Source organism: Streptomyces sp. ADMS (assembly GCF_033441795.1).
GTDB lineage: Bacteria > Actinomycetota > Actinomycetes > Streptomycetales > Streptomycetaceae > Streptomyces.
In genome coordinates this window covers 8,531-22,941 of sequence record NZ_JAVFVX010000113.1, presented here as the reverse complement: position 1 = coordinate 22,941, position 14,411 = coordinate 8,531, and the positions used below count along the sequence as shown (strand labels likewise).

Here is a 14,411-nt window from a genome sequence, read left to right as displayed (position 1 = left end):
TGCGACCTCTGGGTTATGAGCCCAGCGAGCTACCGAGCTGCTCCACCCCGCGTCGTTGAACTCAACTATACGCCATCCGCGGGACCCTGAGCACCACGTTTGATCGTCAGCCCGGCAGGTGGGCGTTGGGAGCCTGGGCGCGCTCCTCGTACTCGGGGAGTACGACGACCTCGACGCCCGCCTCCGTGAGCAGCCCGTTCCCGTCCGCCGCCACCACGAAGGTGTCCGGCTCGCGCCAGGCGGTCACCACCCGGCGGACGCCCGCGTCGAGGATCAGCCGGGCGCAGGGCGCCGGGCGGGATGCGCGGCGGGCGCAGGGTTCCAGGCTGCTGTAGACGGTGGCCGCCGGGAGCCGGGGGTCCGCCGGGCCTAGCTTGGCGAGCGCCGCCTCCTCCGCGTGCACGACCGGGTCGCCGCCCTCCCTGGAGTACCCGCGCGCCAGCTCCGTACCGTCGGCGGCCACCACCACCGCCCCCACGCTGAACGCCGTGCGCGACGGCGGACACCGCTCCGCCAGTTCACACGCCAGTGCCAGCCAGTGCCGGTCGGCGGCGGAGGCGAGCGGGCCGGTGCCGGGGGCGGTGGGCTCGTACCGCATGAGGACGACGTCCTCGATCCTGCGCGTCTCCACGAGCCGGAGCCGGCCGCCCTGGTAGACGCCGGGGCCGAAGAGGCGGGGAGCGTCGGGGGCGCCGACGAAGAGGGGCGCGAGGACGAGCTGGAGTTCGTCGGCGAGGCCCTGCTGGAGGAGCTGGGTGTGGACGGTGCCGCCGCCCTCGACCATGAGGCGCCGCACACCTCGTACGCCGTTCAGGTGTTCGAGCAGTGCCCGCCAGTCGAGCGGGCCGGGGCCCAGGGCGACGACGTCGACGTCCGCACCGAGATTCGCCCGCCGGGCCTGTTCGGCGCCCTTGTCCGTCGTGTAGACGGCCTTCTCACCGCCCGTGTGCCAGAAGTTGGCGGCCGGGTCCAGCTCCCCCGATCCGCTCACCGTCACCTTGAGCGGGTACTCCGGCTTTCCGGCCGCCAGCCGCGCGGCCCGCCGCTCGGGCGAGTTGACCAGGAGGCGCGGATTGTCGGCGCGGATGGTGCCGGCGCCGATGAGGATCGCGTCACTGGACGCCCGTACCTCGTCGACCCGGTCGAAGTCGGCGGGGCTGGAGAGCAGCAGCCGTTCAGGGCCGGTGTCGTCCAGGTGGCCGTCGAGGGAGACGGCGGCGGACAACAGGACGTAGGGGAGGGGCATGGGCGCACTCTCTTCCGGCGCTTGCGGGACTTGCGGTACTTGGGTCTTGAGTCCGGGTCTCGAGTCGGGGTCTCGAGTCGGGGTCTCGAGTCGGGGTCTCGAGTCGGGGTCTTGGTTCAAGTTTTAAACAACCTACACTGGTCGCATGACGACCCGCTGGCTCACCCCCGAGGAGCAGCGCGCGTGGCGCGCGTACATCGCGGCCTCCCTGCTCCTGGAGGACGCGCTCGACCGGCAGCTCCAGCAGGACGCCGGGATGCCGCACCTCTACTACACGATCCTGGCGTACCTCTCCGAGACGCCCGAGCGGCGGCTGCGGATGACCGATCTCGCCGAGAAGCTGAAGATCACGCGCAGTCGGCTGACGTACGCGGTGGCACGGCTGGAGAAGGACGGTCACGTACGGCGCGAGGCCTGCCGGTGGGACAAGCGGGGCACCGTCGCCGTACTGACCGACGAGGGCATGACCGTACTGGAGCGCACCGCCCCCGGCCATGTGGCCACGGTCCGCGCGCTCCTCTTCGACCATCTCACCCCGGAGCAGGTGGGCCAGCTGGAGGAGATCGGTACACAGATCGGGCGGGCGCTCCAGGGGGACGGGGCCGAGTCGGCGCCGGAGGGTCTGCCCTGGCTGCGCCGGTCGTCTCCGTCGTGCGGCGCGGGCGACGCGGGGGCATGAGCCGCCCCGCGAAGTCATTGCTTTAACTTTTAAGCATGAGGTAGGGTCACCATTCGAGTCAGAATCTGCTTCAAAACTGAAGCAGATCAGATCTGAGGATCGACCAGACCCACCCGGGAGACCCGCATGCCCGACTTCCCCGCCGCCACACCGCGCTCCCGCGTCCGCGTGCCGCTGCGCTTCCACGACGGCTACAGCGTCGACACCGAACTGGTCACCTTCCACGGCCTGACCGACGGCCAGGAGCACGTGGCGATGGTCATCGGCGAACCGGCGCCCGGCGCCACCCCGCTGGTCCGGCTGCACTCCGAGTGCCTCACGGGCGACGCCTTCGGCTCGGCCCGCTGCGACTGCGGTCCGCAGCTGCGCGAGGCCGTCGAGCGCATCGCCGAGCGCGGCGGCGTCCTGCTCTACCTCCGCCAGGAGGGCCGGGGCATCGGCCTCTACAACAAGCTCGACGCGTACGCACTCCAGGACGAGGGCCTCGACACCTACGCCGCGAACGCCGCGCTGGGCCTTCCGGAGGACGCCCGCGACTACACGGCGGCGGCCCAGATGCTCCAGGCCCTGGGCATCGATTCGGTGGACCTCCTCTCCAACAACCCGGACAAGGCGAACCAGCTGCGCGCGCTGGGCATGGACGTCCACGACCGCGTTCCCACGGGCGTGTTCAGCACGCCGGCGAACGTCCGCTACCTCCGCGCGAAGGTCCTGCAGACCCAGCACACGCTGCCGCTGGGCGAGTTGGGCGGCGTCGGCGGGCACAGTGGCCTCACGGAGCTGAGCGTGGGCTGACGGCGTCCACCACGGCTGCCACGGCTGCCACGGCTGCCACGGCTGCCACGGCTGCCACGAGATGGTGACCTGTTGAACGTTTACGGAGTTTCCTGACCGGTCAGGTGCCGTGTACCGCGGAGCGGCGCCCGTCGACTCCGGCGGTTGGAATGCCGCCCGACCGGATACTCGTGCGGAATGCTACGGATTCTGAAACGGCATGAACGCCACGACAAACACGACGGAGACGGCACGGCCGACCGGACCGACCGGACGGCCGAGGCCACGCGGGCACCTGAGGCCGGCCCGGACGAGCGGGTGGAGCAGCGGGCGCCCGACAAGCCGACCGACCTGCCCAGAAGCTCCTGGTGGGCGGTGCTGAAAGGCACCGCGAAGGAGTTCAAGAAGGACGAGCTGACCGACCGGGCCGCGGCGCTGACCTACTACGGGATCCTGGCGCTGTTCCCCGCACTGCTGGTGCTGGTCTCCCTGCTCGGGATCATGGGGCGGTCGACGTCGCAGCGGGTGCTGGACAACATCCAGGACCTGACCCCGGGCGCGGTGCGGGATGTCCTGCGCAACGCGGTGCAGCAGATGCAGGGCACCGCCGGGATCGGCTCGATCCTGGCGATCGTGGGCCTGGTGCTCGCGGTGTGGTCGGCCTCCGGCTACGTCGCCGCGTTCATCAGGAGCGCCAACGCGGTCTACGACATGCCTGAGGGCCGCCCGGTGTGGAAGGTACTGCCCGTCCGCGTCGGCCTGACGGTGGTCCTGATGGTCCTGGCCGTGGCCAGTGCGGTGATCGTCGTGTTCACCGGCGGTCTGGCCCGGCAGGCCGGCGCCACGCTGGGGATCGGCGACACGGCGCTCACGGTCTGGTCGATCGCGAAGTGGCCGGTGCTGGTCGTACTGGTCACGATCATGATCGCGATCCTGTACTGGGCGACGCCGAACGCGAAGGTCCGCGGGTTCCGCTGGATCACGCCGGGCAGTTTCCTGGCGCTGGTGATCTGGATGGCCGCGTCGGCCGGCTTCGCGGTGTATCTGGCGAACTTCGCCTCGTACAACAAGACGTACGGCACGTTCGCCGGCGTGATCATCTTCCTGGTGTGGCTGTGGATCACGAACCTGGCCATCCTCCTGGGCCTGGAGTGCGACGCGGAACTGGCCCGCCAGCGCGCCGTCGCGGGCGGTCACCCGCCCCACGAGGAGCCCTACGTACAGCCGCGGGACACGCGGAAGTGGGACGAGGAGGACCGCCGTCGCCTCGGATCCTGAGCCGGTGCAGCGGGTTGTGATCCGGCGGGGTGACGCGTGGATGCGGGGGTACTTGCACAGCGCGACGATCCGACAACGGGCAGGCCGGGGTCGTACGGGCACGAACAAATGCTGGCCGGTCTGCCGCAAACGCCGACGAAGGACAGGTGAGCACCCATGACAGCACAGGGCTCCCACCGAACGGGCAACGGAACTCAGGAACCGGTGGGTGACCTGGTTCAGCGTGCCTCGCAGCAGTTGTCACAGCTGGTCCGCGACGAGATGCGGCTGGCCCAGGCGGAGATGACGGAGAAGGGCAAGCGGTTCGGCAAGGGTGGCGGCCTTTTCGGCGGCGCCGGCGTGGTGGGCATGCTCACCCTGCAGGCACTGGCGGCCACCGTGATCGCCGCGCTGTCGCTCGTCATGGACGTGTGGGCGGCGGCGCTGATCGTCACCGGCGTCCTGGCCGCGGTCACCGCGCTGATGGCAGCGCTCGGCAAGAAGCAGTTCAGCAAGGCTTCCCCGCCGACGCCCGAGCGAACAGTGGACAGCGTCAAGGCCGATGTAGCCGCGATCAAGGAGAGTGCACACCGATGACCCATGACAACACGCAGCCGGGCAACGAGACGACACCGTCCCCCGAGGAACTGCGTAGGCGGGTGGCGGCGACCCGGGAGGAGCTCGGCGAGACCGTCGAGGCGCTCGCGGCGAAGACCGATGTCAAGGCCCGCGCCCAGGAGAAGACCACGGCCGTCAGGCATCAGGTCACCGAGAAGACCACACAGGTCAGGGACCAGCTTCGGGACAAGGCCACGCACGCGGCCCACGCGGTGCAGGACAGGACCCCAGAGCCGGTGCGCGCCAAGGCCGCGGCTGCCACCGGACAGGTTCGCGACAAGGCCGTGCACGTCGCGGAACTGGCCCGGGACAAGGCCCCGGAACCGGTACGCGAAAAGGCCGGCCAGGGCATGCGGGCGGCGCGCGCCAATCGCGCCCCGCTGCTCGCCGCCGGCGCGATCGTCGCGCTGTTGCTGCTCGTCCGCCGGTCGAGGAGGCACCGATGAAAGCCTCGAAGGTCGCCTACAAGCCCGTCGGCATGGCGATGGGCATCCTCGGCGGTGTCCTGGCCGGCGCGGTGTTCAAGCAGGCCTGGAAACGGCTCGCGCACGAGGACGAGGCCCCTGACTCCACGGACGAGTTCCGCAGCTGGCGCGAAGTGCTCGGGGCAGCCGTCGTGCAGGGCGCGATCTTCGCCGGCGTCAAGGCCGCCGTCGACCGCGGCGGCGCCACCGCCATCCGGCGCCTGACGGGCACCTGGCCCGGCTGACGCTCCGTCGGCCGGCGCCCAACCCGTCGGGGAACAGGTGGGGACGGGGAGACGGTGGCTCCAGCACGGGTCGGAAGGGGCTCCGTGGGCACCGCCCGGCAGCGGGCCGGGTCCCTTGGCGAAGTCGTCCGGTGGCGTGCCGGTTCGCTCACGTGAAGTCGTACACGCCCCAGTCGGTGAGCAGGCGGTAGCCGATGCGCTGGTAGAGGGCGTTGCTGGTGGGGTTGGCCGGGTCCGCGTACAGGACGACGTCCGTGGCACCCGCGGCGAGTGCGGCCCGGCTGACCTCGACCGTCACTGCGCCCGCGTAGCCGCGGCCGCGCCGGTCGGCCGGGGTGTAGACCGGGTCCACGCGGACCTGGCCGGCGACCATGGGGTTCACGCCCGCCATGGAGACCGGGGTGCCGTCCGGGGTCTCCCAGTAGGTGTACCGCTTCTCGCCGAAGCGTGTGTCGGCCCAGGTGTCGGCGTTGACGGTGACATCTTCCCCGAGGTCCTTCGCGAGGTCACGGCACCACTGCATGAGGTGCTCATGCTCCCCCGCGCCCACGGGTCGCCCCCGGCCCGCCGGGACCGGCTGCGGTGGGGTGAGCGTGCCGAGGCGGTACAGGTTGATCGCGGTACGGAATGCCGGTGTCGCGCCCGTGTGCCGCTGCCAGGCGTCGGCGAAAGCAGTGGCGGTGCCGCCTACCGCGCTGACGCCTGGCAGGCGGTGCCCGAGGGCTGCCAGGTGTGCGGCGAGGGCTTCGGCCTGTTCGGGGGTGAGCGGGGTGAGGCTCAGGCGACTCTGCGGGGTGAGGCGGTAGAAGACGGCGCTGACCTCACCCGATCGCTCCAGTCGGCCGAAGACGGGGGCCTGAGCGGCGTCCGCGCCCGCTCCGCCCATGCGCAGTTTCTCGAGCGTCGTCAGAGCCGTGGTGTGCGCAGCGGGCCGTGAGCGCAGGAACTCTCCGGCTCGGGCGAGAAAGTCGTGGACGTCTTCGGTGAGGTACCAGTCGTCCGAGGGCATGCCTCATGCTTTCCGATCTACGCGGCTGCCCGCAACGCGATTGCCCCGACACCGAGTTGCGCCCGTGGGTGATGGCCCGCCGGTTCCGGCGGGACGCTCACCTCAGGTCGCGGCCGATGGATCGGACGATCCGTCGGCACGACGGTATTCGGCGTTGATGCGCTGGGCCTCTTCGAGCTGGTCCTCAAGGATGATGATCCGGCAGGCGGCCTCGATCGGGGTGCCCTTGTCGACGAGCTCACGCGCGCGGGCCGCGATGCGCAGTTGATAGCGGGAGTAGCGGCGGTGTCCGCCCTCGGAGCGCAGCGGTGTGATCAGTCGCGCTTCGCCGAGGGCCCGGAGGAAACCGGGAGTGGTACCGAGCATCTCCGCGGCCCGGCCCATCGTGTAGGCGGGGTAGTCGTCGTCGTCAAGACGGCCCAGCGAGTCGTCTGCCGTCATCTCACCTCTCTGTGGAACGCGTCGAGGGGCCTTGGTGCCGTACGGCACCAAGGCCCCGAAGGAACTGCAAACACCATCTGCCGGCCCTACTGCTGCACCGGCCTTCTGTTTCCGCACGGCCGCCCGATACTACGCCGACGGGGGTGCGGGGATCGCGGATGTACGACCGGAGACCACCTACCTATCGATGTCCTGCGGTACCCGGGCTCAGTCCTTCCGCCCGGGCGATCCTGATGGCGCTCGACTCCTCCGTTCTTCCCTCTGAACCAGTAACTCAAGAACGCAAACTACGAACTGCGGGTACTGCGAACTACTGGTACTACGCACTGCTGTCCTGCGAACTACTGCCACCGCGTCAGCGGCGGTCCTGCTCACGGCGGCCCCTGATCACTGCGGGCCCACCCGGTCCGGTCGTCAGTCCCGTCGCCGTCCTGCGACATCCATGGCTTCGAAACTCCACCACCGCACCGTCCTGCGTGTACTGCTGCCCGGCAGTTCGTGTCTGCCGGGCTCACTCAATCTCGGCTACGAGAGAAACAATAATGATCCGAGTGCCCAATGTCTACCTCAGCGAGCATAGATTTTAGTGGGCTCGGCGATGAGGTATCCCTTTGAGGCCGGTCTGCGCACGTTGAGGGCAGTCCACAGCACGGGACGGGCGGGCCGGTGCATAGAATCCGGTCCCATGCCGAAGCCTGACGAGCTGATCGTTGACATCGCCGCCCTTGTGGAGTCCGGGCGGAGCAACCAGATGTCCCTGACCGTGGTCACCGGTGGTGCTGTCATCACCGGTCGCCTGGCTCCCGAAGCCGTGTGGAGGCAGAGGGTGTCGGAGGTGCTGACGGACTCCGCCCAGCTGGGCGAGTTCTCCGCCGTCTTCGAAACCTCCGCCAAGAAGGACGGGCCGCCCACACATCTGCACTTCCATGTCGCCCGGATCCTGCAGGGCACGGTGGGGATCCCGGAGACAGGCGGGATGTACCGCATCGCGATCGAGGACGTCAGCGCCTGGACCGTGGGCGACTTCAGCTACTCCGACCACTGACCCAGCCGCCTACCGACCCGACGCCGCGCCGGAAACGGCACGGCACGCAGTGAGGGCCTGACCGGCGCGCGCCGGTCAGGCCCTCACTGCTGTTCGGCTCACGCCGGTCCGGTCGGTCAGACAGGCGTGGTGCTGCCGAGCAGCATGGAAGCCCGCTGGAACGGGCTGACGGCACCTGCGGGGGTAGTGACCTGGGGAAGGGTGCCGCAGGTGAAGCCGAGCCTGGCCATGGCCCGCACGACTTCGCCCGCGCTGAAATCGCGGGGGTCCTGACGGGTGACGACCTGGCCGACCTGCTTGACGGGGTAGCGACGTCGTCCGATGATCACGGACTCACCGGTGACCGGCTGGGGCTTGATGCCCTTCATCGACTCCAGCACGCCGCTCTTGGTCAGGTCGAACGGGAATCGAGCGATGACACAACGCATGATGCCTCACAGGGAGAAGGGGGAGACGGTGAGCCGCAGAGCCGGGCCGACCACGGTGAAGCGGTTCAGCTTGAGAGGACGAGTACACCCGGGGCGCCGCCGTGTTCGCCGGCCACGGACAGCCGCCCGAGCCGCCCGTAGATCACCGGCTCCTCGGTTTCGGTTCCCGTGGGCAGCGATGTGGCGAGGAGCCCGGTGGCGTCGGTGATGTCACTCAGGCGGATCCGGTCCGTGTAGCCGCGGCTGTCCCGGACGGCGGCGAGCCGGGCGCGGGTGACCCGGCCGACGTACTGGCCGTCCTCGTCGCATACGACCAGATGCCCCGTACGGGCGGCGGCCGTGACGGACAGCGCCACCTCGACCGTCATGTCGTGCCAGACCTGGGGTCCGGCCGCGTCCATGGCGTCGGCCACCGCGCTGTGCACGGGGTCGGCGCCTGCCGGGCGGGGTTGCATCTGGACCAGCGTCAAAGAGTGCCTCCTGCGGAGATGGGTCGGCTTCCTGATCAAGAAGGTTCTATGCCGCCGCACCCAGGGGGGACTGCCGTGCGGGCGCGCGGCGGGCCGCGGAAGCGGGGCGGCGCCGGCCGCGCGAGGAGGCGCCGCGCTTCTTGGGTCGCTCGACCACCGGTGCGGTGATGACGACCGGGATGCCCGAGGGTGCCTGGGCACCGGTGATGCGGTGCAGAGCCTCTTCGCCGGCGCGGACCCGGGTGGTCTGCGGGACGATGTTGGCGGCTGCCATGAGGCGGGTCATCTCCCGGCGCTGGTTCGGGGTCACCAGGGTGACGACGCTGCCGGACTCACCGGCGCGGGCGGTCCTGCCGCCGCGGTGGAGGTAGTCCTTGTGGTCCGTCGGCGGGTCGACGTTGACGACGAGGTCCAGGTTGTCGACGTGGATGCCGCGGGCCGCGACGTTGGTCGCCACCAGCACGTTGACGTGCCCGGTCTTGAACTGCGACAGCGTGCGGGTGCGCTGCGGCTGCGACTTCCCGCCGTGGAGCGCGGCAGCCCGTACCCCGCTGTTCAGGAGCTGCTCGGTGAGGCGGTCGACGGCGTGCTTGGTGTCGAGGAACATGATCACGCGGCCGTCGCGGGCCGCGATCTCGACGGTGGCCGAGTGCTTGTCGGCGCCGTGGACCTGCAGCACGTGGTGCTCCATCGTCGTGACCGCGCCGGCCGACGGGTCGACGGAGTGCACGACGGGGTCGGTGAGGTAGCGCCGTACGAGCAGGTCGACGTTACGGTCCAGGGTGGCGGAGAACAGCATGCGCTGACCCTCGGGGCGGACCTGGTCGAGCAGGGCGGTGACCTGCGGCATGAATCCCATGTCGGCCATCTGGTCGGCCTCGTCGAGGACGGTGATGCCGACCTGGTTCAGCCGGCAGTCGCCACGGTCGATGAGGTCCTTGAGGCGTCCGGGGGTGGCGACGACGATCTCGGCGCCGCCGCGCAGGGCGCTCGCCTGCCTGCCGATCGGCATCCCGCCCACCACCGTGGCCAGCCGCAGCTTCACGGAACGGGCGTACGGGGTCAGCGCGTCGGTGACCTGCTGCGCCAACTCCCGCGTCGGTACGAGGACCAGCCCCAGCGGCTGCCGGGCCTCGGCGCGCTGCCCGACCGTGCGGGCCAGCAGCGCCAGCCCGAAGGCGAGGGTCTTGCCGGAGCCGGTGCGCCCGCGACCCAGTACGTCCCGGCCGGCGAGGGAGTTCGGCAGGGTCGCGGCCTGGATCGGGAAGGGCACGGTCACGCCCTGCGAGCCGAGCGCGGTCAGCAGCTCCTTGGGCATGTCGAGATCGGCGAAGCCCTCCACGGCGGGAAGCGCCGGGGTGATCGTTTCGGGGAGGGCGAACTCCCCCTGGACCGCGGCGGACCGGCGGCCGTAACCGCCGGATCGGCTCGGCGCACCGGACCGGCTCGGCGCGCCAGAACGGCTCGTGGTCGACGAGCCGAATCGGGCGCCGCCCCTTCCGGAAGCGGCACTGCCGTTGCGGGTGCGGGCGGAGCGGTCGTTCGTACGTGTGCGGTTCATGCGGAACCTTCCTCGATGCGGCACACATCTAGGAATTTCCGCAGCAACGAGCGGCGCGGGAATTGCAAGAATGGGCCGATGGAATGCGAAAGCGAATCTGGCCGACAGTAAATTAATACGGGCACAGGTTCTGAAATGGGTGACTCGTTGTGAGGCGATATCCGGAGCGTGTACTACGCTCGCGGATTCCTCCGAGTCGTCTTCTGGAGTCGTCTTCTCACAGGTGTGACCACTGCGGAAAACGCATGCAGCTGGGGCCCGCACCCCGAGGGATGCGGGCCCCAGCTGCACTACGCGTCAGCGTCAGGCAAGAACGATGTTCTCGGCCGTCGGGCCCTTCTGGCCCTGCGCGATGTCGAAGGTGACCTTCTGACCTTCGAGCAGCTCGCGGAAGCCCTGGGCGGAAATGTTCGAGTAGTGGGCGAACACGTCAGGGCCGCCACCATCCTGCTCGATGAAGCCGAAGCCCTTTTCCGCGTTGAACCACTTTACGGTGCCAGCAGGCATGTCATTCTCCCTTGGGGGCAGTGTATACGGAACCCGCACAGCACGGGCTCCGTGTCGCCGCGATGATTGCCCCACCCGGAAAAACCGGTAATCTAAGATTTCGGGAACCACGACTGCAACTTAGATCGACAGTAGCACACCGCATCAGCCTGGGTGCGCTCAGAAATCTCCCCCCTATTCATTACGGCAAATAACCTGCCCGTGCGTTCCATTAATATCTGAGCTCGCGGCCACAGATATTGGAGCGTGCCCAGCGGAGGGCTGCGCTGCGAGGGCTCTGCCTGCCACCGCCCGGACCGCACGGACCTGCAGTCGGCAGCGGGGACGCCGGCAGGCTGCGACGGACACCCGCAAACGCCGCAGCGCCCGACCCGACCGAAGTCGACCCGAGCGCTGCTGTGCAGGCCAGAAGGGGTTTGCCCTCCCTCTCATCCGTAGACCCTGTGGGACTCGAACCCACAACCAATGGATTAAAAGTCCACTGCTCTGCCAATTGAGCTAAGGGTCCCCGCGATGTTGCTCCCCCGAGCATAGCCGGACCCGGCCACGACTCCGATCGGGGTGGAAACAGTTCCCGGACATGTAGTCCAACATCGGTCGTTTCGGACAGGTCAGGGTGGTGTGGGCGGTAGTGAATGATCCGGTCGGTGATCAGCTTCTGCCCTTGCCGCGCAGAGGGGATCAGTTGTTCGCCAATCGGTGTCATGTGCCTTCCGGAGTGTGGGGGCGGGAGTTAGCTTCAGCCCGTCGAGATCACCACAGGTGGGCGGGGGTGCAAGGGGATGGGCAAGCGGGCGCGGGGTGCGAAGGGGCGGGAGCCGTGCCCGTACCGGGAGTTGGCCACTGCGTTCGCGGTCGCCCCGCCCTCCGGATGCCGCATCCGGTGCGGGAGCGGGACAGCGGCCGGGTGCGCATCACCCGGGGCGGACGCCGACTGCTCAACGCCCGCCACCACCTCTACGACGCCGCTGCCGCGCCGAAGCCGCTGACCGCAGCCGACTGGCAGGACCAGTTGGAGGGGTGGGGCAACGACTGGTCGGCGCGGCGGATGTTCCTCACCGCGGACGGCGAGGCGGGCGCGCCGTTCGGGAACTACACGATCACCATCGACCCCGCCGACGGCAGCTGTACGGCCCGGCGCAGGGAAGACGGACCCCGCCAAACCCCTGCCACCACCGCCACCCGGCGTGCTGAGGCAGCGGCCGTGCGACCAGCGGATCGCACCGGGACCACCGCCCCCGCAGCGCCGAGTCACCACACCCCAGGCCGTACGGAGCGGACAGCTCCGGCACGGACCTCGCGCGGCACCCTCGTGGTGCGTCAGACGCGAGCGCGCCCACCCGGAAAGCACCCGCCCCACGGCCCCACCACCGTTCGGGGGCCCAGCATCCACGACCAGCAACTCACGCTGTTCGGAATGCCCGAAATGACCAACACCGGCCAATAAACCCAGGAACGGTATCGGAGACACGGCCGAGTCACTCGGCGACCGGGACGACAGCCCGGGTGGGAAATAGCCGCCCTCGTTACGGATCAACCGGTTCGGGTGCTCCCTTCCGAGCAGCTTCCCGGGCCCGGGTCCGCTCGTGCTCGGGGTTGAGGAACCAGTGCCGCGCCGAAACGGTCCACCACAGCGCCGCGAACCCCAGCACCACAAGTACGGCGATCGGGGCGTAGTTGAAGGTCTCCCAAGTGACCGGCGAGACCTGGGGCAGCATGAACAGCACCGTGATCACGCCGACCCAGACCACCGACACCACCCCGATCACCCTCGACCACCGGCCCAGATGCCACGGCCCGCGCTCGAACGCCTCGCCCTTGCGCAGCCGCAGCAGCGTCGGGATGACGTACGCGATGTAGAGGCCGATCACGGCGATCGACGTCACGGCCGCGTACGCCGTCACGTTGATCAGGTACGGCAGGCCCAGGACCAGTGCACCGAGCGCCGCCAGCCAGACCGCCGCGACGGGCGTACGGGTGCGTGGGCTGACCGTGTGCCAGACGTGGGAGTAGGGGAGGGCGCCGTCGCGGGAGAAGGCGTAGATCATGCGGGAGTTGGCCGTGACCGACGCCATACCGCAGAACAGCTGGGCGCCGATGACGACGAGCAGGAGCATCTTGCCTGCGGTCGCGCCCACCGCGTCGAGCAGGATCTGTGCGGGCGGTACGCCGGTCGGGGACCCCAGGGCACCCTCGTACGACTGAATGGCGAAGGTGAAGCCCAGGAGCAGGACGAAGCCCGCTATCCACGAGGTCCAGATGGACTGGACGATGCCCTTCGGGCCCGCCGTGGACGCGTCGCGGGTCTCCTCGGTCATGTGTGCGGAGGCGTCGTAGCCGGTGAAGGTGTACTGGGCCATCAGCAGGCCGAGGGCGACCACGTAGACACCGCTCCCCCACCCCGTGTTGTTCACGAACTCGGTGAACACGAAGGAGGCGGACTGGTGTTCGTCCGGTACGAAGGTCAGCGCCCCGACGATGACGGCCACACCCACCACGTGCCACCACACGCTGACGCTGTTCAGCAGACCCACGATGCGTACGCCGAAGGTGTTGAGGAGCCCGTGCAGGACGAGGATGCCCGCGAAGAGCAGGATCGTGCGGCCCGGGGTGACCTCGAAGCCGAACTGGAGGTTGAGGTAGGCACCCAGGAAGGAAGCCGCCCCGAAGTCGATACCGGCGGTCACCGCGACCTGCCCGAGCACGTTGAACCACCCCGTGAACCAGGCCCAGGCCGCGGCGGTACGAGGGGGAGCGAGCCGGTGTGCCCAGAAGTACAGGCCGGCGGAGGTCGGGTAGGCCGAGCAGATCTCGGCCATCGCCAGGCCGACGAAGAGGGTCATGAGCCCTACGGCCACCCAGCCCCACATGATCACGGCCGGGCCGCCCGTGTTCATGCCGAACAGGTACAGGGTCATGCAGCCCGACAGGACCGAGATGATCGTGAAGGACACCGCGTAGTTGGAGAACGCCGACATACGGCGGGCGAGGACCTGGGTGTAACCGAGCTGGGCAAGCCGTTCCTCGTCCGACAGCCCACTCACTCTGACGTCATCTGTCATGCCCCCAGCAATTCCCGTGCCGAGGGCATGACATGCGTCACAGGCCGACCGAAAACCGTCCACCCGTGGCCAGAACCAGGGGCAACGGGAGGCTACAAGCGGGCCCCTGGGAGGCCGAAGGCGTTTCGGAGACGCCGAAGGGCCCGTACGACCGGAGTCGTACGGGCCCTTCGGGAATCAGTCAGCGATCACTCGTGAACGACCAGCGATCGACCGGCGATCGACCGGCGATCAGCCGTTGCGCTTCCAGCGCGGCTTCTCGTCGCGCCGCCCGAAGGAGGAACCGGTGCCGGAGCCGGTGCCGGAGCCCGAACCCGTGCCCCGGTGGTCGTCGCGGCGGCCGTACGGGCGGTCGTGGCTCCCCGAGCGGAAGCCACCGCCCGTGGGACGGTCGCCCTGGCGGTCGCGGTTGAAGGGGCGGTCGCTGCCACGGTGGCCGGTGGCCGGGCGGTCGTCGCGGCGGAAGCCACCACGGTCGCCGTCACGGTTGAAGCCACCCGAGGGGCGGTCGTCGCGGCGGAAGCCACCACCGGCGGGGCGCTCGTCGCGACGCTCGAAGGAACGGCCGCCACGGTCGCCACCGTCACGACGGTCGTCCCGGCGGA

The 14,411-nt window shown here is 69.5% G+C and carries 16 protein-coding genes, 1 tRNA gene and 1 pseudogene; 8 read left to right on the top strand and 10 right to left on the bottom strand.

Annotated features, from left to right (window positions below):
* Positions 1-106: 106 nt before the first annotated feature.
* Positions 107-1,246 (bottom strand): dihydrofolate reductase family protein, encoded by a 1,140-nt coding sequence (locus RB628_RS33220; RefSeq protein ID WP_318324334.1) that lies wholly within the window; start codon positions 1,244-1,246, stop codon positions 107-109.
* A gap of 145 nt (positions 1,247-1,391) precedes the next feature.
* Here RB628_RS33220 and RB628_RS33215 point away from each other — a divergent pair, with 145 nt between their 5' ends.
* The 6 genes from RB628_RS33215 (at position 1,392) to RB628_RS33190 (ending at position 5,283) form a co-directional block, all read left to right on the top strand.
* The gene (locus tag RB628_RS33215) at positions 1,392-1,925 is read left to right on the top strand and encodes a MarR family winged helix-turn-helix transcriptional regulator (RefSeq protein ID WP_318324333.1); all 534 of its coding nucleotides are present in this window, start codon (positions 1,392-1,394) and stop codon (positions 1,923-1,925) included.
* Between the two features lie 126 nt (positions 1,926-2,051).
* Positions 2,052-2,720, top strand: coding sequence for a GTP cyclohydrolase II (locus RB628_RS33210; protein WP_318324332.1), 669 nt, complete (start codon positions 2,052-2,054; stop codon positions 2,718-2,720).
* 177 nt (positions 2,721-2,897) lie between these two features.
* Complete coding sequence (locus RB628_RS33205) at positions 2,898-3,977, top strand: YihY/virulence factor BrkB family protein (RefSeq protein WP_318324331.1); 1,080 nt, start codon at positions 2,898-2,900, stop codon at positions 3,975-3,977.
* 156 nt (positions 3,978-4,133) lie between these two features.
* Positions 4,134-4,553 (top strand): phage holin family protein, encoded by a 420-nt coding sequence (locus tag RB628_RS33200; protein WP_318324330.1) that lies wholly within the window; start codon positions 4,134-4,136, stop codon positions 4,551-4,553.
* Positions 4,550-5,020 (top strand): DUF3618 domain-containing protein, encoded by a 471-nt coding sequence (locus RB628_RS33195; protein WP_318324329.1) that lies wholly within the window; start codon positions 4,550-4,552, stop codon positions 5,018-5,020. The genes RB628_RS33200 and RB628_RS33195 overlap by 4 nt, the downstream gene beginning before the upstream one ends.
* On the top strand, positions 5,017-5,283 hold the full coding sequence (locus RB628_RS33190; protein WP_318324328.1) for a DUF4235 domain-containing protein: 267 nt from the start codon (positions 5,017-5,019) through the stop codon (positions 5,281-5,283). Before RB628_RS33195 ends, RB628_RS33190 begins: the two co-directional genes overlap by 4 nt.
* Before the next feature lie 148 nt (positions 5,284-5,431).
* Here the strand turns inward: RB628_RS33190 and RB628_RS33185 are convergent, their stop codons facing one another.
* Positions 5,432-6,292: a GNAT family N-acetyltransferase gene (locus RB628_RS33185; protein ID WP_318324327.1), complete on the bottom strand. Its 861-nt coding sequence runs from the start codon at positions 6,290-6,292 to the stop codon at positions 5,432-5,434.
* Positions 6,293-6,394: 102 nt separating this feature from the next.
* The gene (locus RB628_RS33180; protein ID WP_318324326.1) at positions 6,395-6,733 is read right to left on the bottom strand and encodes a helix-turn-helix domain-containing protein; all 339 of its coding nucleotides are present in this window, start codon (positions 6,731-6,733) and stop codon (positions 6,395-6,397) included.
* A 685-nt stretch (positions 6,734-7,418) separates the two neighbouring features.
* Here RB628_RS33180 and RB628_RS33175 point away from each other — a divergent pair.
* On the top strand, positions 7,419-7,778 hold the full coding sequence (locus tag RB628_RS33175; RefSeq protein WP_318324325.1) for a hypothetical protein: 360 nt from the start codon (positions 7,419-7,421) through the stop codon (positions 7,776-7,778).
* Between the two features lie 116 nt (positions 7,779-7,894).
* Here the strand turns inward: RB628_RS33175 and RB628_RS33170 are convergent, their stop codons facing one another.
* The 5 genes from RB628_RS33170 to RB628_RS33150 all read right to left on the bottom strand — a co-directional run bounded on the left by RB628_RS33170 (position 7,895) and on the right by RB628_RS33150 (position 11,252).
* Positions 7,895-8,206 carry an SCO5918 family protein gene (locus tag RB628_RS33170; RefSeq protein WP_318324324.1) on the bottom strand — a complete coding sequence of 104 codons (312 nt, stop codon included), beginning with the start codon at positions 8,204-8,206 and terminating at the stop codon, positions 7,895-7,897.
* A gap of 65 nt (positions 8,207-8,271) precedes the next feature.
* The gene (locus tag RB628_RS33165; protein WP_318324323.1) at positions 8,272-8,676 is read right to left on the bottom strand and encodes a CBS domain-containing protein; all 405 of its coding nucleotides are present in this window, start codon (positions 8,674-8,676) and stop codon (positions 8,272-8,274) included.
* Between the two features lie 46 nt (positions 8,677-8,722).
* Entirely contained in the window at positions 8,723-10,237 is a 1,515-nt protein-coding gene (locus RB628_RS33160) for a DEAD/DEAH box helicase (protein WP_318324322.1), read from the bottom strand.
* Positions 10,238-10,540: 303 nt separating this feature from the next.
* Positions 10,541-10,744 (bottom strand): cold-shock protein, encoded by a 204-nt coding sequence (locus tag RB628_RS33155; protein ID WP_318324321.1) that lies wholly within the window; start codon positions 10,742-10,744, stop codon positions 10,541-10,543.
* A gap of 435 nt (positions 10,745-11,179) precedes the next feature.
* Positions 11,180-11,252: transfer RNA gene (locus RB628_RS33150), tRNA-Lys, on the bottom strand.
* A 363-nt stretch (positions 11,253-11,615) separates the two neighbouring features.
* Here RB628_RS33150 and RB628_RS33145 point away from each other — a divergent pair.
* Positions 11,616-12,191: a hypothetical protein gene (locus RB628_RS33145; protein WP_318324320.1), complete on the top strand. Its 576-nt coding sequence runs from the start codon at positions 11,616-11,618 to the stop codon at positions 12,189-12,191.
* A 79-nt stretch (positions 12,192-12,270) separates the two neighbouring features.
* Here RB628_RS33145 and RB628_RS33140 read toward each other — a convergent pair whose 3' ends face one another.
* A complete protein-coding gene (locus RB628_RS33140; protein WP_318324319.1) occupies positions 12,271-13,806 on the bottom strand; it encodes an amino acid permease in 1,536 nt (511 codons plus the stop codon).
* A 231-nt stretch (positions 13,807-14,037) separates the two neighbouring features.
* Positions 14,038-14,411, bottom strand: a pseudogene (locus tag RB628_RS33135) (RNA helicase); the annotation flags it as partial.

What these genes read in the sequence shown, in the direction of transcription:
- RB628_RS33220 (WP_318324334.1), bottom strand. Translation starts at nt 1,246, where the DNA reads ATGCCCCTCCCCTACGTCCTGTTGTCCGCCGCCGTCTCCCTCGACGGC.
- RB628_RS33145 (WP_318324320.1), top strand. Translation starts at nt 11,616, where the DNA reads ATGCCGCATCCGGTGCGGGAGCGGGACAGCGGCCGGGTGCGCATCACC.
- RB628_RS33170 (WP_318324324.1), bottom strand. Translation starts at nt 8,206, where the DNA reads ATGCGTTGTGTCATCGCTCGATTCCCGTTCGACCTGACCAAGAGCGGC.
- RB628_RS33185 (WP_318324327.1), bottom strand. Translation starts at nt 6,292, where the DNA reads ATGCCCTCGGACGACTGGTACCTCACCGAAGACGTCCACGACTTTCTC.
- RB628_RS33200 (WP_318324330.1), top strand. Translation starts at nt 4,134, where the DNA reads ATGACAGCACAGGGCTCCCACCGAACGGGCAACGGAACTCAGGAACCG.
- RB628_RS33210 (WP_318324332.1), top strand. Translation starts at nt 2,052, where the DNA reads ATGCCCGACTTCCCCGCCGCCACACCGCGCTCCCGCGTCCGCGTGCCG.
- RB628_RS33195 (WP_318324329.1), top strand. Translation starts at nt 4,550, where the DNA reads ATGACCCATGACAACACGCAGCCGGGCAACGAGACGACACCGTCCCCC.
- RB628_RS33180 (WP_318324326.1), bottom strand. Translation starts at nt 6,733, where the DNA reads ATGACGGCAGACGACTCGCTGGGCCGTCTTGACGACGACGACTACCCC.
- RB628_RS33175 (WP_318324325.1), top strand. Translation starts at nt 7,419, where the DNA reads ATGCCGAAGCCTGACGAGCTGATCGTTGACATCGCCGCCCTTGTGGAG.
- RB628_RS33140 (WP_318324319.1), bottom strand. Translation starts at nt 13,806, where the DNA reads ATGACAGATGACGTCAGAGTGAGTGGGCTGTCGGACGAGGAACGGCTT.
- RB628_RS33155 (WP_318324321.1), bottom strand. Translation starts at nt 10,744, where the DNA reads ATGCCTGCTGGCACCGTAAAGTGGTTCAACGCGGAAAAGGGCTTCGGC.
- RB628_RS33205 (WP_318324331.1), top strand. Translation starts at nt 2,898, where the DNA reads ATGCTACGGATTCTGAAACGGCATGAACGCCACGACAAACACGACGGA.
- RB628_RS33160 (WP_318324322.1), bottom strand. Translation starts at nt 10,237, where the DNA reads ATGAACCGCACACGTACGAACGACCGCTCCGCCCGCACCCGCAACGGC.
- RB628_RS33215 (WP_318324333.1), top strand. Translation starts at nt 1,392, where the DNA reads ATGACGACCCGCTGGCTCACCCCCGAGGAGCAGCGCGCGTGGCGCGCG.
- RB628_RS33190 (WP_318324328.1), top strand. Translation starts at nt 5,017, where the DNA reads ATGAAAGCCTCGAAGGTCGCCTACAAGCCCGTCGGCATGGCGATGGGC.